Here is a 25,351-nt window from a genome sequence, read left to right on the forward strand (position 1 = left end):
TCGGAGAGCACAGGAATGAAGCGCAGATGCGGCATGGCGGCGCATTGCTGTACCGCCCAGTCGTGCAGGTAGAGGTCTTGCTGCTTGCGCCCGCCCCAATACAGCGTGACTTCGCGCGGGTCAGCGTTGGTGCGCATCTGTTCCAGTATGGCCTTGATCGGTGCGAAACCTGTGCCGGAAGCCAAGAAGATCAAGGGTTTGTTTTCGGGATCGTCGCGCAGGAAAAAACTGCCGAACGGGCCTTCGATGCGCTGGATCTCTTTCTCCTTCATCGCGGTGAACACATGATCGGTGAACTTGCCGCCCGGCATGTGCCGCAGATGCAGTTCGACCTGCGGGGATTCGCTGGGCGCGCTGGCCATGGAATAGCTGCGCCGTGCGCCATCACGCAGCAGAAACTGGATGTACTGTCCGGCGCGATAGCGGAGCGGATCCGCCGCAGGCAGTTGCAACATGACCCGAACTACATCGGGGGCGAGATGCTCGATGCTGCTGACTCGCGCGGGCATTTTTTTCACCGGAAATTCGCCCACGCCAACCACTTCGTGGCTTTCGATCACCACATCGGTGAGCGCCTTGGCGCGGCAGGCGAGAATGAAGCCCTGCGCCCGTTCGGCCTCGCTCAGCGCCTTGAGCTGGTGAACGCCCAGCTCGATCTCGCCCTGGAGCAGCTTGCATTTGCAAGAGCCGCAGGCGCCGTCCTGGCAGCCGTAGGGCAGGCCGACCGATTGACGGATGGCGGCTGCGAGCAGGGTTTCTTCGGCCTCGGCGGCGTATTGGTGGCCGCTGGGCTGAACGGTGACTTGATGACTCATGTGAACAATGATTAGGTGTGAACTGTGAACGATCAATCTGGACGCGGCCGACCCCGGCTGCTCATCGTGGGCTGTGGCGACATCGGCATGCGGGTGGCGGCCTTGGCGCGCGGGCGCTACCGGCTGCTGGCGCTGACTTCCTCGCCCCAGCGGCTGGAGAGCTTGCGCTCCGCAGGCATCGTGCCCCTCGTCGGCAATCTCGATCAGCCGCAAACCCTGTGGCGGCTGGCCCAGCTTGCGCCCCAACGGGTGCTGATGCTGGCCCCGCCGGGCGATACGTCCGGCCCGCGCGATCAGCGCAGTCGCCACCTGATTTCCAGACTGAAACAGTCGGGCATGTTATCTGGCCCCGGGAAAGATACCTTGCGCGTGGTCTATGCCAGCACCTCGGGGGTGTACGGCGATTGCCAGGGCGAACTCGCGCCCGAGACGCGCCCGTGCCTACCGCAAACCGAACGCGCGCAACGCCGCTGCGATGCCGAGCGCCTCTGGCGCCGTGCCGGTGTGCAGCATCGCTGGCGCGTGGGCTTGCTGCGCATTCCCGGCATTTACGACGGTGGGTCACGTTCGCCCAAGGGCCGACTGGAGCGCGGATTGCCGGTGCTGACGCCCGCTGATGATGTTTACACCAACCACATTCACGCCGACGATCTGGCGCGGCTGTGTTTGCTGGCGCTCGAGCGCGCCGCGCCGGGGCGGGTCTATAACGTCTGCGACGACAGCGCGCTGCGCATGGGAGACTACTTCGATCTCGCCGCCGATCTCTATGGTCTGCCTCGGCCGCAGCGCGTGGCCCGTGACCAAGCACAGGCATCGGGCCTGAGCCCGATGATGCTCAGTTTCATGCGCGAGTCGAGAAGACTGGACAACACGCGCATGAAAGCCGAACTCCGCGCCCGCCTGCGCTACCCCGAGGTGTTGCTGGGGTTGCGTTCAGGCAAGGTTCGATAAGCCGACCAATTTCGCCGACCGATCCCGCCGATCAATGCGCCGGCGGATTGTTTTCCGGCAATTGCAGCGTAGGCAGCGGGCGAGCGGTTTCCACCAGAATCAGCGGGCCATCGTCGAGCTGCTTGGGCGCGGGCTTGCGTTCGCGCGGCACATGAATGGGCGCGGGTTGCGCGGCCAGTTCTTCCTGCACGCGGCGGATGGCGTCGGCATTGGACTGCACCCATTGCAGTTGCCTGCAGAGCATCGACCGGCAGGGCATAGGCGGCGGCCTGAGCGGGTGCGGGCTCGGCTGCGGGCGTCGTTGCCACAGTGGCTTTTTCAACCGCTTTGACGATCAGGGAGGACGACTCTGCTGCGGCGGGCGCAGCTTCGGTCGTGGCGAGCGGCGCTTCTTCGGAAGGCCGGGCAACGGGCTGAGGGGCAGGCCGAGCAGCCTCCACGGCAAGGTCGGCCGGGGCGTCGATCCTGAGGATCAGCGGCGTCTGATCTTCCAGCGCGGGCGCGGCGGGGGCTTCGACGGCGCCCAAAGCCAGCTGTTTCGTCCGCATCGGCATCGGCAACGGCAACGGCTTCGTTCGCTTCGGCGCTCAGATTGCCGTTTTCGTCAGCGGCGGCGCCTTCGCGGCGTCCACCACGGCGGCCACGACCGCGGCGATTGCGCGATTTGCGCTCGGTCTGCGCTTCGTCGCCCGCTCCGACGGTCAGAGCTGGGGTGGCCTCGGTATCGTCCTCGGCTTGGGTTTCAAGCGCCTGAGCATCGATCAGTTCGGCTTCGGGCGCTGCTTCAACGGGCTCACGACGCGGGCGGCGATTGCCGCCACGCCCGCTTCCGGATGAACGTTCGGCCGTGTCCGTGGCCGATTCTTCGCCGGGTGCGCGGGTTTGCTCAGGTGCGGCTTGCGCGCGCTCCTTGCGGGCCGCGGCCTCTTCTGGGTTGCGCTCGCGCTTGGGGCGCTCGCTGCGTTCGGCCTGGCCCTGTTGACCACGGGGCGGCCGGTTGCGGGGGTTGGTGGTTTCTCCTGCTGCGGCTTCGGCGGCATCGGCGGGTTGGGCGCCAGCGGCCGGATTGCCGCGCTGCCGGTTTTCGCCCTGGCCTTCGCGCTGGCGGTCACGGCCGCCGCGACGGCGGTTGCCGTTTTGGCCGGAAGCCGTGCGTGCGCCGCGGCCGCCTTGCCCATCCGCCTTGGTCAAGGCCGGGGTGGCAGGCTGCGCGGCAACCGGCGGCTCTTGCACGGCAGCGGAGGGTTGTGGTTCGGCGGAGAACAGACGCTTGACCCAGCCAAACAAACCGCCGCCAGCCGTTGCGGCAGCAGCAGGCGCGGCGGCGGGGGTTGCAACCGCCGGGGCCGGTGCGGGGGCGGGAGCCTTGTCGGCAGCCGGGGCGGGCATGACCGGGGCCGGGCCTTCCGGGGTGATGCCGCGCACCAGCGCTTCCTGACGCGGGCGCTGTTCTTTTTCGCGGCGGGTGATGGCGGTGTCTTCTTCGGCCTCGTCAGCCATTTTGTAGCTGGTGGGCAGGTTGTCCAGGCGCGGATCGTCGTGCTTGAGGCGTTCGAGCTTGTAGTTGGGCGTGTCGAGGTGCTTGTTGGGGATCAGCAGCACCGACAGACGCTGGCGCAACTCAATTTTGGTGATCTCGGCGCGCTTTTCGTTGAGCAGGAAGGAGGCGACTTCCACCGGCACTTGCACGTGCACGGCGGCCGTGCCTTCCTTCATGGCCTCTTCCTGGATGATGCGCAGGATTTGCAGGGCGCTCGATTCGGTGTCGCGGATATGCCCCGTGCCATTGCAGCGCGGGCAGGTCACGTAAGCGCCTTCCGACAGGGCCGGGCGCAGGCGTTGGCGCGAGAGTTCGAGCAGGCCGAACTTGGAAATCTTGCTCACCTGCACGCGGGCGCGGTCTTGGCGCATGGCGTCGCGCAGGCGGTCTTCGACGGCGCGCTGGTTGCGCGGCTCTTCCATGTCGATGAAGTCGACCACGATCAGGCCGCCAAGGTCGCGCAGCCGCATCTGGCGGGCGACTTCGTCGGCGGCTTCAAGGTTCGTGCGCAGAGCGGTGTCTTCGATGGCATTGCCGCGCGTAGAGCGTGCGGAGTTGACGTCCACCGCGACCAGCGCTTCGGTGTGGTCGATGACGATGGCGCCGCCGGCCGGCAGGTTGACCGTGCGCGAATAGGCGGTTTCGATCTGCTGCTCGATCTGAAAGCGCGAGAACAGCGGCAGGTCGTCGCGGTAGCGTTTGACGCGCTCGACCGTGTCGGGCATGACGTGCAGCATGAACTGCCGTGCCTGCTCGAACACGTCTTCGGTGTCGATCAGAATTTCGCCGATGTCACTGGTGAAGTAGTCGCGGATGGCGCGGATGACCAGCGAAGATTCCTGATAGATCAGGAAGGCGCCCTTTTGGGTCTCAGAAGCGTCGCGCACGGCGCTCCAGAGCTTGAGCAGGTAATTCAAGTCCCATTGCAACTCTTCCGCGCTGCGGCCGATGCCCGCGGTGCGGGCGATCAGGCTCATGCCTTCGGGATGCTGGAGCTGGTCCATCGTCTCGCGCAGTTCCTGGCGGTCTTCACCCTCGATGCGACGGCTCACGCCGCCGCCGCGCGGATTGTTGGGCATGAGTACCAGATAGCGCCCGGCCAGCGAGATGATGGTGGTCAGCGCCGCGCCCTTGTTGCCGCGCTCTTCTTTTTCCACCTGCACCAGCAGTTGCTGGCCTTCGGTGATCACGTCCTGAATGCGCGCCTGCGACGGAGACACGCCTTCCTTGAAGTACTGGCGCGAAATTTCCTTGAACGGCAAAAAACCGTGGCGCTCTTCGCCGTAATCGACGAAACAGGCTTCGAGCGAGGGCTCGACGCGGGTGACGACGGCCTTGTAGATATTGCCCTTGCGCTGCTCGCGCCCGGCCTGTTCGATATCGATGTCGAGAAGTTTCTGTCCATCGACGATGGCCACGCGCAATTCTTCCGACTGCGTGGCATTGAACAACATGCGTTTCATTTCAAGCTCCTGGCCGCTTCATGCGGCCGATACAAAGCGGGCGCCAGGGCGCCCCCATGCGTTGATCTCCGGAGCTAAAACCAGGCCGGGTTCGCCGCTGATGTGCGGCACGCCCGGCGGGCAGAATCAGACAGGACTCATGCAAAAACCTCCACCAATCGGTCTGCCTCGGAGCGCGTGGTCTTCGCGATGCCGGGCGTTTGGCCCAGGCGTGGCGATGCGCAGGCTGTTGCAGCGATCAGGCGCAACAGCGGGGGAGCAGAGGGTTCGCGGCAGGTGAGCACAAGCAGATTTCGCCAACAACAAAAGCACGCAGCGCAGAATCAGCGCTGAGGGGCGGTCGAGGGCGAAGAGTCGATTCAAGGTTTCAGATCCAGGATGGCAAAGCCGGGCGGTCGTCGCTGGCGTCAAACGCATTTGCGCGACGGCATCACTCGGGCTTTGGGTCAACGCTCATTTCGGTGAAGTCTGTCCGATCTGCCCCGACCGGAAACGGTGGTGTGGCAAAACGAGCAGTGTGAAGCTGAACCTAGAATGCCTTTCCTGTCACGGCAGATTCGCCGGTTTCGCATGCACTCGTATCGGGTGATATCAGCAACCCGGTCGCATGCAGTACCCGCACGAAAACCTGTCAGGAGGCAGTCTCTCCGCTTTTGGCACGTCGCGCAGCGGCATCATGTAAAACTGCACGCAACTTCGCGGAAATATTGCCAAAATTCGGTCTTCCAACTTCACAACTTCACGCTCGATTATATGCACACCGCGCCATCTCCCCAGGTTCGGCTCCTTCAGGTCGGCGATGCGGGCGAGGGGCAGCGGCTGGATAACTTTCTGGCGCGCCACCTCAAGGGCGTGCCGCGCAGCCATATTCATCGCATCGTGCGATCGGGCGAAGTGCGGGTCAATGGCGGTCGGGCCAGCGCAGATCAGAAACTGCAGTCGAGCGATCAGGTGCGGATTCCGCCGGTGCGGGTGGCGCAGCCCGACGCGCCGCGCGCGGCGCCTGCGCTGCAATTTCCCGTGGTGTTTGAAGATGATTTTCTGCTGGCGATCAACAAACCCGAAGGCGTGGCGGTGCATGGCGGATCGGGGGTGAGTTTCGGCGTGATCGAGGCTTTGCGCGCGGCGCGGCCCACGGCGAAGTTTCTCGAACTGGTGCACCGGCTCGACCGCGACACCTCGGGTCTGCTGCTTATCGCCAAGAAGCGCAGCGCGTTGACCACGCTGCACGCGGCACTGCGCGAACGTCACGCCGACAAACGCTATCTCGCGCTGGTTGCCGGACTCTGGACGCGTGGGGCGGTGATGATCGAGGCACCGCTGCATAAATACCTGCTCGCCAACGGTGAACGGCGCGTGCGGGTGGACGCGCAGCAGGGGCAAGAGTCGCGTACTCAGTTTCGTTCCCAAGAGCAATTTGCGCTGCCGGGCCTGGGGCCTTGGGGCGGCTTGAGCCTGATGCAGGCGCGGTTGCTGACGGGACGCACCCATCAGATCCGGGTGCATCTGGCGCACTGCGGCCATCCCATCGTCGGCGACGATAAATATGGGGATGACAGCCTCAACGCCCTGCTGGCGCGGGGGCAGGCGGGCGTGCCGCCCTTCCGGCGCATGTTTTTGCACGCCGAGTCGCTGGCGATTGCGCACCCGGCGAGCGGCGAGCGGCTGGAACTGCGCGCGCCCTTGCCCGAAAACTGCGCGCAGTGGCTTCATCATTTGCGGGCACAATTCGCGCAGTCCTGACTTCCTGAACCCTTGCCCGCACCATGCACCGACAGAACTATGACCTGATTGTGTTCGACTGGGACGGCACACTGATGGATTCCACCGCGGCCATCACCGGGGCGATCCAGCAGGCTTGCAAGGATCTGGGGCTGACGGTTCCCAGTCGCGAGGCGGCGTCGTATGTCATCGGCCTCGGGCTGGAGGATGCCCTGCGGCACGCCGCACCCGAGTTGCCGCATGCCGACTATCCCAAACTGGCTGCGGCCTACCGCAAACATTACTTCGCGCTCGATGGCGAACTGGTGCTGTTCGACGGGGTGCTGGATTTGCTGCATGAACTCAAATCGGCCGGCTACAACCTTGCGGTGGCGACCGGAAAGTCTCGCATCGGTCTGACGCGGGCGATGGACCGGCCCGAACTGCGCGGCTTGTTCGACGCCACCCGCACCGCTGATGAAACCTTTTCCAAGCCGCACCCGGCGATGCTGCACGAAATCATGGCCGAACTTGCCAGCCCGCCGCAGCGCACCGTGATGGTGGGCGACACCACGCACGATCTGCAAATGGCGCTCAACGCCGAATGCGATGCCATCGGCGTGAGCTACGGCGCGCACGATGTGGCGCGTCTGGAGTCGCTGTCCCCCGCTGGGCTGGTGCATTCCGTCGCGGAACTGCAGGAATTTCTCGCCCAGCACGGGTAAGCGCGGCAGTCAGCCACTCGCTGACTGCCGCCGCGTCTTACATCTGCGGACGCATCAAGTTCGGGATGTTGATGGCCGGGGAATTCACTACCGGCACATTGACCGTGGGAGTCTGCACCACCGGAACATTCACACTCGGAGTTGTCACTACCGGCACGTTGACCGAGGGCGTTGCCACCGCGGGGATGTTGATTTGCGGCGTTGTCACCGCGGGCACGTTGATCGACGGCGTGTTGACCGAAGGCACATTGACCGCTGGGCTATTGATCACGGGAATGGTGACCGCAGGCGAGGCAACGGCAGGCGTATTGGGGGTTTGCACTGAAGGAGTTTGCACCGAGGGTACCTGCGTGGTGACTTGCGCCCCTGCGCGCGCGCCTAGCCCTTGGCCAACGCCCGCGTCCCCTGTGCGCAGCGTGGGGGCGGCTGCTCCGGCGGCGCCCGGCTGACCTTGCGTGGCGGAACGTGTTTGCACCGTAGTGCGATGCTGCGCTTCGGTGCGAGTTTGCGCCCCGGTTTGGCCGGATGTATGACGCACCGATTCGCCGCTTGATGTGCGGGTGTGGCTCTGGGTCGTGGTGCGGGTTTCAGCACGGGTGTTTGCCGAAGTGGCGGTCTCGGTGCGAGTGGCGGGCTTGGCCTGTTGATCGGCCGTGCGCGTCGAGGTCGTCGCCGAGAGTTGACCGTCCTGAACGGCATTCACGGCGGTTTGGGCATAAGCGAGACCGATGGAGAGCGAAGTGGCTGCAACAGCGGCGGACAGAACGGCGAGGGTACGGGTCTTGGACATGATGTTCTCCTGAAAGAAGGAAGGATGATTCACGCCGTGTGGTAAATATTCCCACTGAAGCGCTTGTGTTTATAATAGTGGCAAAATTTCCCACGTCAAGCCGAATCGCTCCGTTTATCCTTTCACCATGTCCGCCGCTCTCAAATCTGCCGCCCTGTCCATCTTGCGGCCCTTCGTGCGCTATCTCATTACGCAGGGCTGGACCTATGGCGCTCTGGCCGAGTTGCTCAAATTTGTCTATGTGGGCGAAGTCATCGCGCTCGATCAGCGCGACGGCAAACCCGTACCGACCGATAGCCGTGTGAGTCTGCTCAGCGGCATCCACCGCAAGGAAGTCCGGCGTCTGCGAGAAGAATTGCAGAGCGGATCGGGTGAGATTGCCCTGCGGCATGGCGCCAATATGTCGGCGCAGGTGGTGGCGGCCTGGGTGGCTTGCGAGGCGTATCGCGACCCGCAAGGTGAACCGCTTGCCCTGCCGCTGCGCGCTGCGGGCGCCGCGGCCAGTTTTGAAAATCTGGTGCGGCTGGTGAAGGCCGACATGCGGCCGCGTACCGTGCTGGATGAACTGCTGCGCGCTGGCGTGGTGGAGCAGCAGGATGACATGGTGAGGCTGGCGCGCGGCGGCTACGTCTCCGATCTGCCCGAGGACAGGCTGGCTTTCATGGGGGCGCATATCGGCGACCATCTGCGGGCCACGGTTCACAACCTGGAAGGTCGCACGCCGACTTATCTGGAGCAATCGGTCTATTTCGACGATCTGCCGCCCATCGTGCCGGGCGAGGTGCGCGACGATCTGCGTCAGCTCGGTGAACAGGTTTTGCAGGAGGCCTACCAGCGCATCGTGCGTGCGGAAAAGACGGCTCAATCCGCGCAAGCTGACGATCTCGGTGCGCCGCAAACCAGCAAGAAGCGCCTGCGCCTCGGTGTCTATTACTACGAAGACGATATGCCCGCTTCGAACTCAGCCGGGGAGCAGCCGTGAAAGCCACGTTGAAAGCCGTCGTTCGTGCCTGGCTCCCGGGGCTGCGCTTCGTGGGCGTGGCCTGCTTAGGGTTGATGCTGGGTCTGGTGGGCTCGATTGCGGCCACGCCAGGCGGGATCGGCGGTACGGGTATCGACCCCGGCGGCATCGGCGGCACCGGCATCAGCCCTGGTGGAATCGGCGGGACGGGAATCGTGGCCATCGGCCCGGTTCAGCGTTTCGGCAGCATTTTCGTCAACGGCGGCGAATATGAACTGCCCGCGCAGACACGCTATCGCGCGGATGGTCAGCCCGCGTCCGAGAAAAGCCTGCATTTGGGCGATCTGGTGCGCGTCCATGCTGTAGAGCAGGGCGGGCGGCTGGATGCGCTGGCGGTGGACATCAGCCATGCGGTGATCGGTCGCGTGTCGCAGATCGATCAATCTCAGGGGCAACTGGTGGTGCTGGGCCAGACCGTGCAAATCCTGCCCGGCACTTTGTTGCGCACCGCTGAAGATCAGCCTTTGCCGCTATCACGCCTGAAGGTGGGCGACGAGGTGCGCATTAGCGCGCTCGATCAAGGCGCGGGGCATTGGCAGGCGATGCGGCTGACTCAGCTCTCGGTTCCGCCCGCGGGACACGGTTCGCCGTTCTTGCTGCGCGGCAAAATCGAGGCGACCAGCGCTCAACTGCAGCGGGTCAAGATCAATGGCGTCTGGCTGTCTGTGCGCAGCGGGGCGGCGCAAACCGGGCTGGCGGTCGGCGCCGAGGTCGTGGCGCGCGGCAGTCAGCAGAGCCAGGGAAATGTGATTGATTCTCTTCAGGCGATAGCGCCCTTGGCAGCACCCATCGGCACGCGTGTGGCGATGGTGGGCTTTTTGCAGGCCGGGTCGCAGGGCAGGCCAGACTGGGAATTGCAAGGCTTACAGGTCAGGGGCGCCGACGCGCTGCTGCAGGCGCAACTGCAGTCCGCCGCCCGGTCGCAGGCCGCGCCGGTGTTCATCGCCGGCACCTTGACAGCAGCGCAGACGGTGGCGGTCGAGCGCGTGATCCCGAACGTGAACGCGCTGCAATTTGCGCTGCCGCCCCTGGCGGGTGGGCAGACGCCTCCTGCAAAAGCGGGTGATAAGGGCTCGGTGACCGGCGCGACACCCCAGTTCATATCGAACGGTGCGGGGCTGAACCTGTCGAGCCCGGCCTTCGTTGCGCCGACGGTGCCTACGGTGATCCAGCCGGGGTTGACCGCACCCTCGATTCCCGCGGCGCCCGCCGTGCCGCAGGTGCCGCAAATGCCCGCCGTCAACATGCCCTCCGTGGCGCCCCCCGTGGTCGCACCGCCGCAAGTGCCCGTCGTCGTGCCGCCGACAGTGGCCCCGCCGGTTGTGAACCCACCCAGCGTGACGACGCCCGCCTTGCCCAGCGGACTGCAGATTCCCGCTGTGCCGCGTCCATGAAAAAGGCCAGCTTGCGCTGGCCTTTTTTATCAGAGGGCGAGGTGAGAACGGAGGTCAGAACACGATCTGGCCGCCTATGCCGACGCCAAAATTGGCGCTTCCGTTGCTCAGGCCCTTGTCCAGATAAACCTGGAACCCGCTGCCATTTGGGGTGAGGTTGTAATTCCACGCCGCAATCAGATCTGAGGGGGCGGACGCCCCGGCCACCATCGACTGCTGACCGGCATACATCAAGGTGAAAATATGCTGCTGGCTGGCCGCATAGCTGGCGCCAAACTGATAGATGGCGATGTTGCGCAGATTCTGTCCGGCCGGATTGCCCACGAAACGGTAGCCCAGATTGGCAAACGGAAACCAGCTTTTGCCCACGATCTGCTGCAGGCCCACCCCAAGCTCGTAGTCGTTCTTGCCCGTGCCCAGACCGTTGTCGGACGAAGCGGTGCCGAATTTGACTTTGGCGTAGGGCGTGATGGAGGGCGTGAGACCGCCGCCCTGGAAAATCTTGTAATGCCCAGCCAGCCACACGTCGCCCAGACCGCTGGCGGAACGGGTTTGCGTGGAACCGGAGCCGCCCACAACCGTGTTGCCGACGATGGTGGAACCGACGGGCAGGCCGCTTTCAGAGACGTAGGGCACCGTGAGTTTGACGCGCCAGTTGCTGTCGCCGTATTGAATGTCGGTGGCGTCGTAGCGGATGTTGATGTTGTTGTTGGTGCCGAATTTGCCCTGGAAAAAGGACAGCGTGTTGCCGACCGTGAGTGCGGGTTCGGCTTGTGCGGTGCAAACACCCCCCAGAGCAAGCAGGGTGGCGATGAGGGTGGGACGAAGGGCCATAGGGGATCTCGCGCGAGGAGGACTGAGGGAAATGGAACGGCCAGGAAAGGCCGATATGTTGAGACGTGGGAAAGTGTCACACAAAACTCAAACTTGATCCTTGTCGAATCGCAAACCGGCGTGCCGAGACCCGTCCGGCATGTTGGCGCAAGACGTGCGTGCAAGTGCGCCTGCGCCTCAATGAAGCGCTGGTATTCTGGCGACCCGTCCCGTTTTTCATTCTCCGAGCCCGAAACATGAGCGCACCCCCTCCAGATCTTCCCCCGCAACGTTCTGAGTCGTCCGCTCAACCCGGTGCGTGGGAGCGGCAGGTGTTGGAAAAACTGGTGCTCGAGGTCGTGAACGAAAAACGACGGGCGCGGCGCTGGTCGATTTTTTTCCGCTTCGTCCTGCTCGGCATCGTGGCGCTGATCTTTTTCGGCGGCATGATCGCCGAGTTCGGTAGCAGTACCGCCACCGGGCCGCATACGGCGCTGATCGAGCTCAACGGCGAGATCTCCATCGGTTCGCAGGCCAGTGCCGACAATATCAATGCGGCCTTGCAGGATGCGTTTTCCAGCCCCGACACGCGCGGCGTCATCCTGCGCATCAACAGCCCGGGCGGCAGCCCGGTGCAGGCGAGCCAGATTTTTGCCGAGATCGAGCGGCTTCGCGCCAAATACAACAAGCCGGTGTACGCCGTCTGCGAAGAGGTGTGCGCCTCCGGCGCGTACTACGTGGCGGCGGCGGCGAATGACATCTATGTGAATCCGGCCAGTCTGGTGGGCTCCATCGGCGTGTTGATGGACGGCTTCGGCTTTTCCGGCCTGATGGACAAGCTCGGCGTAACCCGTCGCTTGCTCACCGCGGGCGCCAACAAGGGGTTCATGGATCCCTTCACGCCCATGCCCGAGGACCAGAAAACCTACGCCCTGGGCATGCTGGAACAGATTCACAAACAGTTCATCGCGGCGGTGGAAAAAGGTCGCGGCGCCCGATTGAAAGTGAATGACGAGACCTTCTCCGGCCTGGTGTGGACGGGCGAGTCGGCCGTGAAACAAGGACTGGCCGACGGCTACGGCGATGTCGACCAGATCGCGCGCGACAAGATCAAAGCGCCGAATATCGTCGATTACACCGTGCAGGAAAACGTGGCCGAGCGTCTGGCCAAGCGTTTTGGCGCCTCGCTGGGCATGGGCGCGGTGCGCGAACTCTCAAACCTGGGCTGGTCGCTGCGCTGATCTGGAATTCAGCGCTCGCGCCAGCACGTCGAAACCGCTCAGGCGCAGCATGTCGCACAGGTCGATCAGGGGCAGTCCGATCAAGGCGGTCGGATCGTCGCTGCGCATGTGCTTGAGCAGCGCAGGGCCGAGCGATTCCGAGCGGGCGCTGCCCGCGCAGTCGTAGGGCGCGTCCAGCGTCAGATAGGTTTCGATTTCCGCCGGACTCAGCATGCGGAATCGCACTTCGGTGGGGCAGTTGCGCACTTGTACGCCGCCCTCTGGGTCGATGACGCAAACCGCGGTGTGGAACACGGCGTCACGCCCGCTGAGTCGCTGCAACTGAGCGACCGCAGCCGCATGGGAGCCGGGTTTGCCGAGCGCTTCGTCACCCAGCATGCACACCTGATCGGAGCCGATCACCCAGCAGCCTGGCGCAGTGCGCGCCACCGCGGCGGCCTTTTCAGCCGCCAGCCGCAGCGCCAGATCGAGCGCAGACTCATGGACTCTGCGGGTTTCGTCCACCTCGGGTGCGCGGCTAGAAAAAGGCACGCGCAGGCGTTGAAGCAACTCAGCGCGATAGCGCGAGGTCGACGCGAGAACCAGAACGGGATCAGCCGGCCCCGTCATCAATGCTTGCCAAAAAACCGGCCATGCAGCCATGCGCCAATGAGTATGCCCGCGATGCTCAGCAGCAGCGGCCAGTTGCCCACCCCCAGACCAGCAATGGCCGGGCCCGGACACACGCCGCTCAGCCCCCAGCCCACGCCAAATATCGCGGCGCCGATGAGGGTGCGCGCGTCCAGATGCGAGGGGTGTTTGCCGAACACCACGCCAAAGACCGGCCGCTTCATCAGTCGGGGCAGCAGGTGGTAGGCGATGAAGGTCACGCCGGCAGCGCCTCCCATCACCAGCAGCAGACCGAGATTCTTGAGCAGCAGAAACTGCAGAATGGCCTCGGGCTTGACCATGGTGGACAGAGCCAGACCGAAGCCGAACAAGGCCCCGGCGAACAAGGCCGAAAGCATCACTGCGAAAGGAGGAACACGTTGCATTTCAGAACCCTCCCAAGGCGCGAACCACATGGGCCGTGATGACGGCGGTACACAGGAAAATGATCACCGCGAGAATGGATGGCAACTGCCCAGACCCGACGCCGCAGATGCCGTGCCCCGAGGTGCAGCCCCCCCCCATGCGGGCGCCAAACCCGCCGACGATGCCGCCGAGGAACAACTGCCACAGCGGCACTCGCGTCACGAAGCCTTCGCCATGCCCGAGGGTGTAGGTGAACACCACTGCACCGACGATCAGACCCAGGCCGTACATCAAGCGCCAGTTACGGGTCGAAATGAATTTTTCGTGTTGAAAAAACGGATGACGCGACACCAGCGACCAAACTGCGGTGTAAGCGGTACTGACGCCGCCGATCAGGCCAGTCAGCCAGAACAGCACGCTGACGCCCAGTCCGATGAAAATGCCGCCATAAAGAAAAGGCTCCCAACCCAGGGGGAACCACTGCGCAATAGTGTTCATCAATCTCATCCTATTTTTGGTGGGTCGAAGTGATATGGATCACTTTTTTTGCATACTCCGTAGTGTAGGAGAGGGACTGCGCCCTGTCTCGGCGAGATGTTGCAGCCGGTAAACTCAGGTGATGTCCCAACACCACTCCACAACCCCTCCTGACTCCGGGTCGATGCCGCCCCGTGCGCTGACTTTGTTCGACTTCGCCCGTTCCGGCGGAGAACTGCACGGCCGGGTGTCGTTGCCTGAACTGCCCCGCCTGAGCGAATTGTTGTCGAGCACGCAAGGGCCTCCCGTGCAATGGGCGCTACAGGGTTTTCAGCGCGAACGGATCGGCATGCGCCCGCAGGCCATGGTGACTTTGCAAGTGCGTGGGGCGCTTCCTCTGATCTGCCAGCGCTGTCTGCAGGCCATGCAATATGCGGTTGACGAAACTGTCGATTTTCGGTTGGTGGCCGAAGAGCCGGAACTGACTCAGGCCGAAATCGAGGCCGAAGACGAGGCGCTGCCCGCGGTCCATCCCGTGGACGTTCTGACCCTCATCGAGGACCAACTCATCCTCGCCCTGCCCATCGTGCCCATGCACGAGGTCTGCCCGCAGCGTGATGCGCCCGAGCCGACGTCTTCACGCACCGATGAGGCGCCTGCCGAGGACCGCCAGCACCCCTTCGCTAATCTGCGCGATCTGCTGGGCGACGCAAGAAAGAAACGCTAGTGCGCTATGTCACGGGGCAACGCTATCGCATATAATGATCAGCTTTTTCACAGGGGATTGCCATGGCCGTCCAGCAAAACAAGAAATCACCTTCGAAGCGTGGCATGCACCGTGCCCACCAGTTTTTGAGCGCGCCGCCGCTGGCGGTTGAGCCGACCACGGGCGAAACGCATCTGCGCCACCACATCAGCCCGAACGGTTTTTACCGTGGGCGCAAAGTGGTCAAGACCAAATCTGACGAGTAAACGCTTGCCTTTGCGCACCCTGCGTCGCCTGCAAATGTGGGGCGATAGTTTGTCATGCGTGCCTGCGAAGGGGCCTTCGATGTTGGCGCCCGCTGTGTCATGAGTTCCACTCTGGCCGTCGATTTGATGGGCGGAGACCATGGTCCGAAAGTGACCCTGCCAGCCTGTGTGCAATTTTTGCAGGCGCATCCGGACAGCCGGCTGATTCTGGTCGGTCAGGCTGAGGCTGTCATGCCGCTGCTGGAGTCGTTGCGCCTGAAAAACGATGCGCGGATCGAATTCGTCGCGGCGAGTGAGGTGGTGACTTCCGACGACCCGGTCGAGGTTGCGCTGCGCCGCAAACGCGATTCATCCATGCGCCGTGCCATCGAGCAGGTTCGAGACGGTCGTGCGCAGGCCTGCGTATCAGCAGGCAATACCGGCGCCTTGATGGCGCTTGCGCGCTATTTGCTCAAGACCCTGCTCGACATTGAACGACCCGCCATCGCCACCTATTTGCCCAACCAGAAGGGCGAGGGAACGCTGATGCTCGATCTGGGCGCCAACGTCGATTGCGAGCCCTTGCACCTGCTGCAGTTCGCCGTTATGGGTACGGCGTATGCGGCGGCCGGTGGGCATGCGCAGCCGACGGTTGGGCTGCTCAATATCGGCGAAGAGGTGATCAAAGGCAACGACACCATCAAGCGGGCGGCCGAATTGCTGCGCGAAGCCGACGCGCTCGGGCGTCTGCGGTTTTACGGCAACGTCGAGGGCAACGATATCTTCAAGGGCACGACTGATATCGTCGTGTGCGACGGTTTTGTCGGCAATGTCGCGCTCAAGACCTCCGAAGGTCTGGCGCAAATGCTCTCTGGCATGATCCGCGAAGAGTTCACCCGCACGCCGCTGAGCAAGTTGATGGCGCTGTTCGCCATGCCAGTGCTCAAACGCTTCCGCAAGCGCGTCGATCACCGCCGTTACAACGGTGCGGCCCTGCTGGGTTTGCGCGGCCTGGTCGTCAAAAGCCACGGTTCGGCGGATGCCTTTGGCTTCGAGCAGGCGCTGCTGCGCGCGCATGAAGCGGTGCAGGGCGACGTGGTGCGCCATACCGAACGAATTCTCGAAGTGATGCACGAGTCATCACCCACCGGGGCCGCGCTTGCTCCGGCGAGTTGAATCGCCCCGCTGCACCTCTCTGAACGATCTGTTCCATGTCCTCCTATTCCCGTATTTCCGGCACCGGCAGCGCACTGCCCCCCCGCAAAATCAGCAACGACGAACTGGCGGCCGATCTGGCCCAGCGCGGCGTCGAAACCAGTGATGAATGGATCGTGGCGCGCACCGGCATCCGTTTTCGTCACTTCGCTGAAGAAGGCACGACCAGTGTCGATCTGGGCGAACAAGCGGCCCGTCGCGCCCTCGAATCGGCCGGACTGCAGGCCCATGACATTGGCCTGATCATCGTGGCCACGTCCACGCCGGACATGATTTTTCCTTCCAATGCGGCGCTCATCCAGGGCCGTCTTGGCGCCGCTGGAGGCGCGGCCTTCGACGTGCAGGCGGTATGCGCTGGGTTCGTCTACGCCCTGGCCGTGGCCGATCAGTTCGTGCGCAGTGGCATGACGCGGCATGCCCTGGTCATTGGCGCCGAGGTGTTTTCGCAGATTCTCGACTTCAATGACCGTACCACCTGCGTGCTGTTTGGCGATGGCGCTGGCGCCGTGGTGCTCAGTGCCAGCGAAGCGCCGGGGGTGCTGGCCAGCGCGCTGCATGCGGACGGCCGTCAATCGTCCATCCTGTGCACTCCGGGGCGCGTGTCGAGCGGCCAGGTTGCGGGCAGTCCTTTCCTGAAAATGGACGGACAGGCGGTATTCAAGCAAGCCGTCCACGTGCTCGAAGACGTGGCCCGCGAGGCGCTGGCCAAGGCCGAGCGCTTGCCCGCCGATGTGGATTGGATGGTGCCGCATCAGGCCAATATCCGCATCATGACGCATACCGCCAAGAAACTCGGCATTCCGCTCGACAAAATCGTCGTGACGGTCGATCAGCACGGCAACACCTCGGCCGCTTCGATTCCGCTGGCGCTCGATGTCGCCGTGCGCAGCGGGCAGATTCAGCGCGGCGACACCTTGCTGTTCGAAGCCGTCGGCGGCGGCTTGACCTGGGGCGCTGCGGTCGTCGATTACTGAGTTTTGCAGACGTTCAACTCCTGTACCACCATGACATTTGCGTTCGTTTTCCCCGGACAAGGTTCACAGTCCGTCGGCATGCTCGATAAAGTGGCCGATCATCCTGCCGTGCGCGCCACCCTGCAGGAGGCCAGCGCGGCCCTGTCGCAGGATGTGGGCGCTCTGATCGCGCAGGGCCCGGCCGAGCAACTCAATCTGACAACCAACACCCAGCCCGTCATGCTCACTGCGGGCGTGGCGCTTTATCGCCTTTGGCTGGCCGAGGGCGGGCGCAAACCCGACTTTGTCGCCGGACACAGTCTGGGCGAATACACCGCGCTGGTCGCGGCCGAAAGCCTCACGCTGACCGATGCCTTGCCCTTGGTGCGATTTCGCGCCCAGGCCATGCAGGACGCGGTTCCCGTCGGCGCCGGCGGTATGGCGGCCGTGCTGGGTCTGGACGATGCCGCCGTGCGTGTCGGCTGCGCCCAGGCGGCGCAGGAGACCGGCGAAGCGGTGGAAGCGGTCAACTTCAATTCGCCGGGCCAGGTGGTGATCGCCGGGACGCAGGCCGCCGTGGCGCGCGCCTGCGAAGTGTTGAAAGCGGCGGGGGCCAAGCGCGCTTTGCCGCTGGCGGTTTCGGCGCCGTTTCACAGCAGTCTGCTGCGGGGCGCGGCCGACCAGTTGCGCGCCTATCTGCAAGGGGTGCCGATCAAGCCGCCGCAGATCACGCTGATCAATAATGTGGACGTGGCGCATCCAACCGATCCCGATCAAATCCGCGACGCGCTGGCGCGTCAGGCGTGTCATGCCGTGCGCTGGGTCGAGTGCGTGCAGGCCATCGCGAAGGCGGGCTGCACGACGCTGGTCGAATGTGGCCCGGGTAAAGTGCTGCATGGCCTGACCCGCCGGATCGATCCCGCCCTGCAGTCTTTTGCCCTGGACGATCTGTCCGCGATTCCTTCCCTTCAAACCGCCCTGGCATGAGCAATTCCTCCCCTGACACTTCCACCGCCCATCCGATCTATGGTCAGATCGCCCTGGTCACGGGCGCATCGCGCGGCATCGGCGCGGCCATAGCGGCAGATCTGGCTGCTGCGGGCGCTCGCGTCATCGGCACGGCGACCTCGGAGTCCGGCGCAAACGCCATTACCGAGGCCCTGCGGGCCTTCGGCGGGCGAGGGGCTGTACTTGATGTGAACGACGCCGAGACAGGCGCTCGTCTGGTCGACGAGATCGTCAAAGCCGAAGGCGGGCTGCAGATTCTGGTGAACAATGCCGGCATCACTCGCGACATGCTGGCCATGCGCATGAGCGACGCCGACTGGGATGCCGTGATTTCGACCAATCTGAGCAGTGTGTTCCGTATGTCGCGCGCCGTGATGCGGCCCATGATGAAGCAGCGTTACGGCCGCATCGTCAACATCACCTCGGTCGTGGGCGCGTCGGGCAATCCGGGTCAGGCCAATTACGCCGCGGCCAAGGCCGGCGTGGCGGGCATGACCCGAGCGCTGGCGCAAGAGCTAGGCAGCCGCAACATCACGGTCAATTGCGTGGCGCCGGGGTTCATCGATACCGATATGACCCGGGCGCTGACCGAGGCGCAGACCCAGCCGATGCTGGCGCGCATTCCCCTGGGTCGTCTGGGCAAGCCTGAAGAGATCGCGCATGCGGTGTCTTTTCTGGCCTCGCCCTTGGCGGCCTACATCACCGGCGCCGTTCTGCATGTGAACGGCGGCATGTACATGCAATAACACCTGCCGAAACGCGCGACGTTGTCGCCGGGCGGGGTTATGCTCTCGGCCTGTCGCCAAGTCAGCTTCGGCGCTTGCTAAAATTTTTCATATTTCCACTGGAGGTTTCAATGAGTGACATCGAACAGCGCGTCAAGAAGATCATCGCCGAGCAACTGGGCGTTGCCGAAGACCAGGTGACCAACGAAAAATCCTTCGTGGATGATCTGGGCGCCGATTCTCTGGACACGGTCGAACTGGTCATGGCGCTGGAAGACGAATTCCACATCGAGATTCCCGACGAAGACGCCGAGAAGATCACCACCGTGCAATTGGCGGTTGACTACGCCAAGGCGCACTACAAGGCCTGATGACGGGTTCAATTGCAGCGCCGATTTGTTTGATCGGCCATGCAACTTGAGCGATCTTGTTTTGAATCCTTTTTGTTCTGACTCACATTTGCTCGCGTCCATGCTTCTGCGCTGGCGCGGCTTACCTGATTTCACATGACTCTTCGTCGACGAATTGCGATTACTGGCCTGGGCGCGGTTTCCCCGCTGGGCAACACGCTGGATGACAACTGGGCAAACCTGCTCGCTGGCAAATCCGGCATCGGACGCATCACCAAGTTCGATGCCTCGGCCTATTCCGTGCAAATCGCAGGCGAAGTCCGTGATTTCGATGTGACGCAGTACATCGCCGCCAAGGAAGCGCGGCACATGGATACCTTCATCCACTACGGCATCGCCGCGTCGATGCAGGCTGTGCGTGACAGCGGCATCGACCAAGCCGGGCTCGACCCTGAGCGGGTCGGCGTGTTAGTGGGGTCAGGCATCGGCGGTCTGCCGCTGATCGAAAACACCTACAAGGAACTGCTCGAGCGCGGCCCGCGCCGCGTCACACCGTTTTTTGTGCCGGCATCGATCATCAATATGGTGTCCGGGCATGTGTCTATCGAATACGGTTTTCAGGGCCCCAACCTGTCTGTCGTTACGGCCTGCACCACCGGTCTGCACGCCATCGGCTTGGCTGCGCGCCTCATCGAAGCCGGAGATGCTGACGTCATGGTTGCAGGCGGCGCCGAGGCCACGGTATCGCCCTTGGGCATCGGTGGTTTTGCATCTGCGCGCGCCCTGTCCACCCGCAATGACGACCCGGCCAGCGCGAGTCGTCCGTGGGACAAAGACCGCGATGGTTTTGTTCTGGGTGAAGGCGCTGGCGTCATGGTGCTGGAAGACTACGACCTCGCAGTCAAACGCGGGGCGAAGATTTACGCCGAGCTCGTCGGCTTCGGCATGAGCGGTGACGCCGGTCATATCACAGCGCCCAACACCGACGGCCCCCGCCGCAGCATGTTGCTGGCGCTGAAAAACGCCGGCGTGGCCGCCGACCAGGTTCAAATGATCAACGCCCACGGCACCTCTACCCCGCTGGGCGACAAGAACGAGTCCGACGCCATCAAGCTCGCTTTTGGCGACCATGCCTACAAGCTGGTGGTTAATTCCACCAAGTCGATGACCGGCCACCTGCTCGGTGGCGCCGGAGGAGTCGAGTCGGTCTATACCGTGCTGTCATTGCATCATCAGGTGTGCCCGCCGACTATCAATCTGCAGACACCCGATCCGGAATGCGATCTGGACTACTGCGCCAACACCGCGCGCGACATGCGCATCGACTACGCGCTGAAAAACAATTTCGGTTTTGGTGGCACCAACGGGTCGCTGCTGTTCAAGCGTGTCTGAGGGACAATTTAGCTGTCTTTTGCATCCTTCCTTTGCATTCCCCCTTTGCATTCCCCATCCTCAATAGAGCAGCATGAAGACCCTTGCACCCCTGCAGATCCGGGTCGAACATTTCGGCCGCTGGCATCTGCTGCTCGGGCTGTTCAGTGCGGCCTCCCTGCTCGCCGCCGGGTGGACGGTCTGGGTCTGGCGCGATACTGATTCGCTCAGCCTGATGGCGGCATTTGCGGCCGCCATATTCCTGGCCATTCTGTCGGCGCAGTACCCGTACTGGACCATCCGCCCATTCACGCTGTTTCACGGCGAGCGCGGGTGGAAGCTGCAGCGCGGCGACGGTCTGGAAGATGTGCTTCAGGTGCGAGGCATGGTGCTGCCAGGGCTGCTGCTGGTACTGGGCCTGACGGCTAAAGGGCGCGTGGTTCTGCCCGTGCCCAGCGATATCCAACCCGGCATTTTTCGCGAACTGCGACTGCGCTTGGGTGCACTGCCGCACTGAGTTCTGGTGGAGCAAGACACCCAGAGTGATGCCGTGCTGGTCCAGCAGGTCCAGGCGGGGCAGCAGAAGGCCTTCGATCTGCTCGTGGCCAAATACCAGCGCCGCATTTATCGCTTGGTGCTGCGCTTCATTCGCGATCCGGCCCTGGCGGAAGACGTGGCGCAAGAGACTTTTTTGCGCGCTTACCGGGCCATCGGGCAGTTTCGCGGTGAAAGTCAGTTCTATACCTGGCTCTATCGCATCGCGGTCAATACGGCCAAAAAAGCCATTTCCGACGATATTCGCGATCCGACGGTGTCCGAAGGCGATGCGTTGGGCCATGATGAAGAAACTTTTAGCCCGACCGAGCTACTAACCAACCACGAAACGCCAGAATCCATTCTGGTTTCGAAAGAAATCGTGCAAACGGTGAATGCCGCGATGGAGTCTTTGCCAGAAGATTTGCGCATGGCGATCACTCTGCGCGAGATTGAAGGTTTGAGTTACGAAGATATTGCCGAAGCCATGCAATGCCCGATAGGCACGGTGCGTTCGCGAATTTTTCGTGCCCGCGAGGCGATCGCAGAGCGTCTGCGGCCGGTGATCGAGCACAAGGGTGGCAAGCGTTGGTGAGCCTACGGTTGAGCTTTGTTGGAGACAGGAAATGAGTCAAGACATGTCGCGCGAGCAACTCTCCGCCTTGATGGATGCGGAAGGCGAGTACCGTGGGCAATCCGCGCGGACGGAGGCTACGGCAGCTTTTATCCGCCATGTGGCTTCGGACGAGGCCGCGCGACGAGACTGGCTGATTTACGCGCAGATCGGCGATGTGCTGCGTTCTGCCGATCTCACGCCCATGCCCGGCGAGGCTGACTTTTTGCGGCGCGTCAGCGCGGCCATTGCGCGCGAACCCATCGTGCTGCAGCCGCAGGCCGTGACGCAAACGGCTGCGGCGGTTGATCGATCTTCGGCATCGGCACATCGCTCTGCCGCGCATCGCCGCCCGCACTGGAGCACGCGCATGGCCGCTGGCATGGCGGCTGTGGCCGGGGTGGCGGTGATGGCCTGGGTGGCGCTGCCAGGATTGCAGAACGCCGATTCGTCAGGTGCGGCGCCGACGGTGGCGTCAGCCGGAGTTCTGGGTTCGAAGCGGCAGATACCTGTAGCCGATACCCAGATTGCTGCGCCTCTCAACCCAGTGGCCCGGGCGGGTTTGATCCAGGCCGATCTGTCGGCGCAGAGTCCACAGCGGGGCGAGGGCGGTCAAGGGGCCACCCAGCTCGTTCCCGTGTCGGAGCAAATGCCCATGGTCGAATACCTCCTGGCGCATCAGCAGATGGCTGGGGGCATGATGCCCGCCGTGCCGGCCACGCTGCAATGGGTTCGAAATCGGCCTGTCGAGCCCAGCGTCCCTGAGCCTGGTCTCCCTGAGCGGGGTCTCCATCAGACCGCGCCCGCAGCGCAATCGCACTGATGGCGGGCTTGCAGGTATTCAGCGCGCGTCGCTGGCGTCGGGCAATCTGGCTGGGGAGCCTTGTCGGATTGTCGGGTGTACTTTGGGCCTCGCCCGCCCTCGCTTGGGCCGCGCCCGCCCTCGCCGCGCAGGAGGGCCAAGCGCCAGCCGCGGCGGACCCCTTGGCCGCGGCGCAATCAGCGGATGCGCCTGCGCAGCGCAAGGGTCTGGAGCAATGGTTGCAGACCGTCAGCGCGGCCGCCCGGTCGCTGAATTACAGCGGCGTGTTCATCACCCAGCGTGGCGATGAGATCAGCACCTCCAGCCTGGTGCACTATGTTTTGCCGCAGGGGCATTTCGAGCGCATCGAGACGCTCGATGGGCAGCGCCGCATCATGGTTTCGCTCAATGATGAGGTTCGCACGAGTTGGCCCGACTATCGCCTCACGCTGATCGACAATCAGGCTGGGCAGGCCAGCTTTCCCCGTTTGCTCAAAACCACCGATGGCGAGGTCGACCGCAATTACCGCCTGGAGCGGGGCGGGCTGCAGCGTTGCGCGGGTTTCGAGTGCCGCGTCTCCACCCTGTTGCCGCGCGACGATTTGCGCTGGGGATACCGCCTGTGGTCGCTGCGCGATTCGCAGCTGCTGGTTAAGGCGCAAACGCTGGACGCGGCGGGTCATGTGATCAATCAGGTGGCGTTTACCGAACTCAAGATCAATGTGGCGCCGCGCCAGTCTTTGGTGCGCGACAGTCTGCATCAACCCCCAGGGTATGCGGTGGAGCAGATGAAGGTCGTGCCGGTGAGTCTGCAGTCGCAGGGATGGGCGCTGTCTTCCCAGGTGCCAGGTTTCAAGACGGTCGGGGTATTTCGCCGCAGTATGTCGGTGGGCAGCAAACCCTCTGAGGTATTGCAGTGGCTGCTCAGTGATGGCCTGGCTTCGGTATCCATTTTTGTGCAGTCCGCTGCCGATCTGAGCGAGCCGGTCGCGCCTGAACAGCGCGTCGGCGGCACGCTGGCGCTGTCTCGGCGCATCGGCGACTCCTGGCTGACGGTGATGGGCGCCGTGCCCGAGCGCACACTGCGTCGCATCAGCGAGGCCATCGTTCGCGTGCAATAAGCGGCTTGAGGGTTCTGCGCCGCCCGCAGCGCGGTTGCGACGTTTTCCGTATGCTGCCCGCGAGCGGATGAAATGATGGAATCAATTGCAGTGCCATGCCTGATCTCAGGCGCAATGTATCAGGGAGAAATCGGTGAAAAAAGTTTTGTTGAGCTGTTGGAGTGCGGGCCTATTGGCCTTTTCGGGTATCGCGGTTCCTGCGCAGGCGGCCGGTTCGGCGCCGCAGCAGTCTTGCGTGGCCTGCGGCCTGCCGGATTTCACCGGGCTGGTGGAGAAGGCCGGTCCGTCCGTGGTGAATATCCGAACCTACAAGAAGGTGCCCGTGGGCAGCGGCGATCAGATGGACGAGCAGACCCGCGAGCTGCTTCGGCGGTTTTTTGGGGTGCCCATTCCCGCGCCCGATAGCCCGAAGGGGGGCAAGAACGGCCCGCAGAATGAAGAGGAAGAGCGTCCCACGGGTGTGGGCTCGGGCTTCATCGTCAGCCCGGACGGCTACATCATGACCAATGCCCATGTCGTGGACGGGGCGGACGAGATCATGGTCACGTTGACCGACAAACGCGAGTTCAAGGCCAAGCTCATCGGCGCTGACAAACGCACCGACGTGGCGCTGGTGAAGATCGATGCCAAGCAAGCGCTGCCCGCTGTGCACATCGGCGATTCCTCCAAAGTCAAGGTGGGTGAGTGGGTGGTGGCCATCGGCTCGCCGTTCGGGCTCGAGAACACGGTGACGGCGGGCATCGTCAGCGCCAAGGGGCGCGATACCGGCGACTACACCCCGTTCATTCAGACTGACGTAGCGGTCAATCCGGGCAACTCCGGCGGCCCGCTGATCGATATGCGCGGCAACGTCATCGGCATCAATTCGCAGATCTACAGCCGGACCGGCGGCTTCATGGGCATCTCCTTTGCCATCCCCATCGATGAAGCCATGCGCGTGGTCGAGCAGCTCAAGAAGCAGGGCTATGTGGTGCGCGGCAAGATCGGGGTGCAGATCGACAGCGTGAGCCGCGATCTGGCCGAGTCGCTCGGACTCGGGCAGGCGCGGGGTGCTTTGGTGCGCGTGGTCGAGAAGGACGGCGCGGCGGACAAGGCTGGTGTGCAGGTGGGCGACATTGTCACCAGCTTCAACGGCAAGCCGGTGGAGCGGGCCAACGATCTGCCGCGTCTGGTGGGCGAAACCAAGCCTGACTCCACCGTACCCATGCAGGTGCTGCGTATGGGCAAGACTCTGACGCTCAACGTCAAGGTGGGCGAATGGGTGATGGACAAGAAGCCCGGCGCCAAACCGGCCGAGGAGCAAAAGCCCGAAGCCGTGAGCAAGGCCAATGCGTTGGGGGTGAAAGTCATCGACCTCAATGATGCCCAAAAGCGTCAGCTCGGCGTGAGCAGCGGTGTGCTGGTCGAGGCTGTGCGTGAGGGCGCGGCACGCGACGGTCTGCGCGTGGGGGATGTGGTGCTGGCGGTGGGCAACACCGCGGTCAGCAGTGCCACCCAGTTCAATGCCATCAGCGCGCAACTGCCCGTTGGCAAGCAGGTGGCGGTGCTGGTGCGGCGCGGCGAATCGGGTCTTTATGTCCTGATCCGGCCGCAGAACTGAGGCGATCAACAGGGCGGAACGCGGCATCAGGCCGGGTTTCGCCCCCGGGTTAGAATGACCGCCCAACAAGCATCAGCAGTTGCCAAATCGATTTGTTGGAAGGCGCGTCACGCTTGTCGCGCCTTTTTTCTTGTTCATCCCCGTGTTTCCGTCTGATCCGCAG

General features: G+C 63.5%; 27 protein-coding genes. 19 read left to right on the forward strand and 8 right to left on the reverse strand.

Annotated features, from left to right (window positions below; genetic code table 11):
* A partial coding sequence (locus B7X30_RS02995; protein WP_286728927.1) for a CDP-6-deoxy-delta-3,4-glucoseen reductase occupies positions 1–815 on the reverse strand: 815 nt, incomplete at its 3' end.
* Positions 816–839: 24 nt separating this feature from the next.
* On the opposite strand from B7X30_RS02995, the gene B7X30_RS03000 reads away from it, so the two are divergent.
* Entirely contained in the window at positions 840–1,766 is a 927-nt protein-coding gene (locus B7X30_RS03000; protein ID WP_286728929.1) for an NAD-dependent epimerase/dehydratase family protein, read from the forward strand.
* Positions 1,767–1,797: 31 nt separating this feature from the next.
* Here B7X30_RS03000 and B7X30_RS03005 read toward each other — a convergent pair whose 3' ends face one another.
* On the reverse strand, positions 1,798–2,010 hold the full coding sequence (locus B7X30_RS03005; protein ID WP_286728930.1) for a hypothetical protein: 213 nt from the start codon (positions 2,008–2,010) through the stop codon (positions 1,798–1,800).
* Between the two features lie 74 nt (positions 2,011–2,084).
* On the reverse strand, positions 2,085–4,769 hold the full coding sequence (locus B7X30_RS03010) for an Rne/Rng family ribonuclease (RefSeq protein WP_286728931.1): 2,685 nt from the start codon (positions 4,767–4,769) through the stop codon (positions 2,085–2,087).
* Between the two features lie 753 nt (positions 4,770–5,522).
* Between B7X30_RS03010 and B7X30_RS03015 the strand changes: the two genes are divergently transcribed.
* Entirely contained in the window at positions 5,523–6,512 is a 990-nt protein-coding gene (locus tag B7X30_RS03015) for an RluA family pseudouridine synthase (RefSeq protein WP_286728932.1), read from the forward strand.
* Between the two features lie 23 nt (positions 6,513–6,535).
* Entirely contained in the window at positions 6,536–7,195 is a 660-nt protein-coding gene (locus B7X30_RS03020; RefSeq protein WP_013106690.1) for an HAD-IA family hydrolase, read from the forward strand.
* A gap of 37 nt (positions 7,196–7,232) precedes the next feature.
* Here the strand turns inward: B7X30_RS03020 and B7X30_RS03025 are convergent, their stop codons facing one another.
* Positions 7,233–7,985: a hypothetical protein gene (locus B7X30_RS03025; RefSeq protein WP_286728933.1), complete on the reverse strand. Its 753-nt coding sequence runs from the start codon at positions 7,983–7,985 to the stop codon at positions 7,233–7,235.
* A gap of 127 nt (positions 7,986–8,112) precedes the next feature.
* Between B7X30_RS03025 and B7X30_RS03030 the strand changes: the two genes are divergently transcribed.
* Both B7X30_RS03030 and B7X30_RS03035 read left to right on the forward strand, forming a co-directional pair.
* Complete coding sequence (locus B7X30_RS03030; RefSeq protein ID WP_286728934.1) at positions 8,113–8,967, forward strand: DUF6502 family protein; 855 nt, start codon at positions 8,113–8,115, stop codon at positions 8,965–8,967.
* A complete protein-coding gene (locus B7X30_RS03035) occupies positions 8,964–10,400 on the forward strand; it encodes a DUF5666 domain-containing protein (protein WP_286728935.1) in 1,437 nt (478 codons plus the stop codon). Before B7X30_RS03030 ends, B7X30_RS03035 begins: the two co-directional genes overlap by 4 nt.
* A 54-nt stretch (positions 10,401–10,454) precedes the next feature.
* Here the strand turns inward: B7X30_RS03035 and B7X30_RS03040 are convergent, their stop codons facing one another.
* Positions 10,455–11,234 (reverse strand): hypothetical protein, encoded by a 780-nt coding sequence (locus tag B7X30_RS03040; RefSeq protein WP_286728937.1) that lies wholly within the window; start codon positions 11,232–11,234, stop codon positions 10,455–10,457.
* A gap of 236 nt (positions 11,235–11,470) precedes the next feature.
* Here B7X30_RS03040 and B7X30_RS03045 point away from each other — a divergent pair, with 236 nt between their 5' ends.
* Positions 11,471–12,454 (forward strand): S49 family peptidase, encoded by a 984-nt coding sequence (locus B7X30_RS03045; RefSeq protein WP_286728939.1) that lies wholly within the window; start codon positions 11,471–11,473, stop codon positions 12,452–12,454.
* Here the strand turns inward: B7X30_RS03045 and B7X30_RS03050 are convergent.
* From B7X30_RS03050 to B7X30_RS03060, 3 genes are read right to left on the reverse strand one after another with little or no spacing between them, the layout of a single operon-like run.
* Positions 12,428–13,063: a Maf family protein gene (locus B7X30_RS03050; protein WP_286728941.1), complete on the reverse strand. Its 636-nt coding sequence runs from the start codon at positions 13,061–13,063 to the stop codon at positions 12,428–12,430. The two genes, B7X30_RS03045 and B7X30_RS03050, sit on opposite strands and share 27 nt — an antisense overlap.
* On the reverse strand, positions 13,063–13,488 hold the full coding sequence (locus B7X30_RS03055) for a DUF6691 family protein (protein ID WP_041609016.1): 426 nt from the start codon (positions 13,486–13,488) through the stop codon (positions 13,063–13,065). Before B7X30_RS03055 ends, B7X30_RS03050 begins: the two co-directional genes overlap by 1 nt.
* Before the next feature lies 1 nt (position 13,489).
* Positions 13,490–13,966 carry a YeeE/YedE family protein gene (locus B7X30_RS03060; RefSeq protein ID WP_286728944.1) on the reverse strand — a complete coding sequence of 159 codons (477 nt, stop codon included), beginning with the start codon at positions 13,964–13,966 and terminating at the stop codon, positions 13,490–13,492.
* 163 nt (positions 13,967–14,129) lie between these two features.
* Between B7X30_RS03060 and B7X30_RS03065 the strand changes: the two genes are divergently transcribed.
* The 13 genes from B7X30_RS03065 to B7X30_RS03125 all read left to right on the forward strand — a co-directional run bounded on the left by B7X30_RS03065 (position 14,130) and on the right by B7X30_RS03125 (position 25,188).
* Entirely contained in the window at positions 14,130–14,672 is a 543-nt protein-coding gene (locus B7X30_RS03065) for a YceD family protein (protein WP_286728946.1), read from the forward strand.
* A 62-nt stretch (positions 14,673–14,734) separates the two neighbouring features.
* Positions 14,735–14,917: a 50S ribosomal protein L32 gene (gene rpmF / locus B7X30_RS03070; protein ID WP_013106680.1), complete on the forward strand. Its 183-nt coding sequence runs from the start codon at positions 14,735–14,737 to the stop codon at positions 14,915–14,917.
* Positions 14,918–15,016: 99 nt separating this feature from the next.
* Positions 15,017–16,072, forward strand: a complete 1,056-nt coding sequence (plsX, locus tag B7X30_RS03075) for a phosphate acyltransferase PlsX (protein ID WP_286728948.1) — start codon at positions 15,017–15,019, stop codon at positions 16,070–16,072.
* Positions 16,073–16,107: 35 nt separating this feature from the next.
* Positions 16,108–17,085, forward strand: a complete 978-nt coding sequence (locus B7X30_RS03080) for a beta-ketoacyl-ACP synthase III (protein WP_286728950.1) — start codon at positions 16,108–16,110, stop codon at positions 17,083–17,085.
* Positions 17,086–17,115: 30 nt separating this feature from the next.
* Positions 17,116–18,051: an ACP S-malonyltransferase gene (gene fabD / locus B7X30_RS03085; protein WP_286728952.1), complete on the forward strand. Its 936-nt coding sequence runs from the start codon at positions 17,116–17,118 to the stop codon at positions 18,049–18,051.
* Positions 18,048–18,818, forward strand: coding sequence for a 3-oxoacyl-ACP reductase FabG (gene fabG / locus B7X30_RS03090; protein ID WP_286728954.1), 771 nt, complete (start codon positions 18,048–18,050; stop codon positions 18,816–18,818). Before fabD ends, fabG begins: the two co-directional genes overlap by 4 nt.
* 110 nt (positions 18,819–18,928) lie before the next feature.
* A complete protein-coding gene (gene acpP, locus B7X30_RS03095; protein ID WP_013106675.1) occupies positions 18,929–19,168 on the forward strand; it encodes an acyl carrier protein in 240 nt (79 codons plus the stop codon).
* Positions 19,169–19,303: 135 nt separating this feature from the next.
* The gene (gene fabF, locus B7X30_RS03100; protein WP_286728956.1) at positions 19,304–20,539 is read left to right on the forward strand and encodes a beta-ketoacyl-ACP synthase II; all 1,236 of its coding nucleotides are present in this window, start codon (positions 19,304–19,306) and stop codon (positions 20,537–20,539) included.
* Positions 20,540–20,612: 73 nt separating this feature from the next.
* On the forward strand, positions 20,613–21,035 hold the full coding sequence (locus B7X30_RS03105; RefSeq protein WP_013106673.1) for a hypothetical protein: 423 nt from the start codon (positions 20,613–20,615) through the stop codon (positions 21,033–21,035).
* Between the two features lie 6 nt (positions 21,036–21,041).
* Positions 21,042–21,647: an RNA polymerase sigma factor RpoE gene (gene rpoE / locus B7X30_RS03110; protein ID WP_013106672.1), complete on the forward strand. Its 606-nt coding sequence runs from the start codon at positions 21,042–21,044 to the stop codon at positions 21,645–21,647.
* Between the two features lie 31 nt (positions 21,648–21,678).
* Positions 21,679–22,488: a sigma-E factor negative regulatory protein gene (locus B7X30_RS03115; protein WP_286728958.1), complete on the forward strand. Its 810-nt coding sequence runs from the start codon at positions 21,679–21,681 to the stop codon at positions 22,486–22,488.
* Between the two features lie 68 nt (positions 22,489–22,556).
* Complete coding sequence (locus B7X30_RS03120) at positions 22,557–23,588, forward strand: MucB/RseB C-terminal domain-containing protein (RefSeq protein WP_286728960.1); 1,032 nt, start codon at positions 22,557–22,559, stop codon at positions 23,586–23,588.
* Between the two features lie 133 nt (positions 23,589–23,721).
* On the forward strand, positions 23,722–25,188 hold the full coding sequence (locus B7X30_RS03125; protein ID WP_286728961.1) for a DegQ family serine endoprotease: 1,467 nt from the start codon (positions 23,722–23,724) through the stop codon (positions 25,186–25,188).
* The last annotated feature ends 163 nt before the right edge of the window (positions 25,189–25,351 follow it).

Origin of the sequence: Thiomonas sp. 13-64-67 (assembly GCF_002282795.1) — a bacterium.
GTDB classification, from domain to species: Bacteria; Pseudomonadota; Gammaproteobacteria; order Burkholderiales; family Burkholderiaceae_C; genus Thiomonas; species Thiomonas arsenitoxydans.

Coding starts and splice junctions, on each gene's coding strand:
- fabD (WP_286728952.1), top strand. CDS start 17,116: ATGACATTTGCGTTCGTTTTCCCCGGACAAGGTTCACAGTCCGTCGGC.
- B7X30_RS03025 (WP_286728933.1), bottom strand. CDS start 7,985: ATGTCCAAGACCCGTACCCTCGCCGTTCTGTCCGCCGCTGTTGCAGCC.
- B7X30_RS03040 (WP_286728937.1), bottom strand. CDS start 11,234: ATGGCCCTTCGTCCCACCCTCATCGCCACCCTGCTTGCTCTGGGGGGT.
- B7X30_RS03015 (WP_286728932.1), top strand. CDS start 5,523: ATGCACACCGCGCCATCTCCCCAGGTTCGGCTCCTTCAGGTCGGCGAT.
- B7X30_RS03030 (WP_286728934.1), top strand. CDS start 8,113: ATGTCCGCCGCTCTCAAATCTGCCGCCCTGTCCATCTTGCGGCCCTTC.
- plsX (WP_286728948.1), top strand. CDS start 15,017: ATGAGTTCCACTCTGGCCGTCGATTTGATGGGCGGAGACCATGGTCCG.
- B7X30_RS03115 (WP_286728958.1), top strand. CDS start 21,679: ATGAGTCAAGACATGTCGCGCGAGCAACTCTCCGCCTTGATGGATGCG.
- B7X30_RS03080 (WP_286728950.1), top strand. CDS start 16,108: ATGTCCTCCTATTCCCGTATTTCCGGCACCGGCAGCGCACTGCCCCCC.
- B7X30_RS03060 (WP_286728944.1), bottom strand. CDS start 13,966: ATGAACACTATTGCGCAGTGGTTCCCCCTGGGTTGGGAGCCTTTTCTT.
- B7X30_RS03010 (WP_286728931.1), bottom strand. CDS start 4,769: ATGAAACGCATGTTGTTCAATGCCACGCAGTCGGAAGAATTGCGCGTG.
- B7X30_RS03005 (WP_286728930.1), bottom strand. CDS start 2,010: ATGCTCTGCAGGCAACTGCAATGGGTGCAGTCCAATGCCGACGCCATC.
- B7X30_RS03050 (WP_286728941.1), bottom strand. CDS start 13,063: ATGACGGGGCCGGCTGATCCCGTTCTGGTTCTCGCGTCGACCTCGCGC.
- B7X30_RS03065 (WP_286728946.1), top strand. CDS start 14,130: ATGCCGCCCCGTGCGCTGACTTTGTTCGACTTCGCCCGTTCCGGCGGA.
- B7X30_RS03020 (WP_013106690.1), top strand. CDS start 6,536: ATGCACCGACAGAACTATGACCTGATTGTGTTCGACTGGGACGGCACA.
- fabF (WP_286728956.1), top strand. CDS start 19,304: ATGACTCTTCGTCGACGAATTGCGATTACTGGCCTGGGCGCGGTTTCC.
- B7X30_RS03045 (WP_286728939.1), top strand. CDS start 11,471: ATGAGCGCACCCCCTCCAGATCTTCCCCCGCAACGTTCTGAGTCGTCC.
- B7X30_RS03055 (WP_041609016.1), bottom strand. CDS start 13,488: ATGCAACGTGTTCCTCCTTTCGCAGTGATGCTTTCGGCCTTGTTCGCC.
- B7X30_RS03105 (WP_013106673.1), top strand. CDS start 20,613: ATGAAGACCCTTGCACCCCTGCAGATCCGGGTCGAACATTTCGGCCGC.
- acpP (WP_013106675.1), top strand. CDS start 18,929: ATGAGTGACATCGAACAGCGCGTCAAGAAGATCATCGCCGAGCAACTG.
- rpmF (WP_013106680.1), top strand. CDS start 14,735: ATGGCCGTCCAGCAAAACAAGAAATCACCTTCGAAGCGTGGCATGCAC.
- fabG (WP_286728954.1), top strand. CDS start 18,048: ATGAGCAATTCCTCCCCTGACACTTCCACCGCCCATCCGATCTATGGT.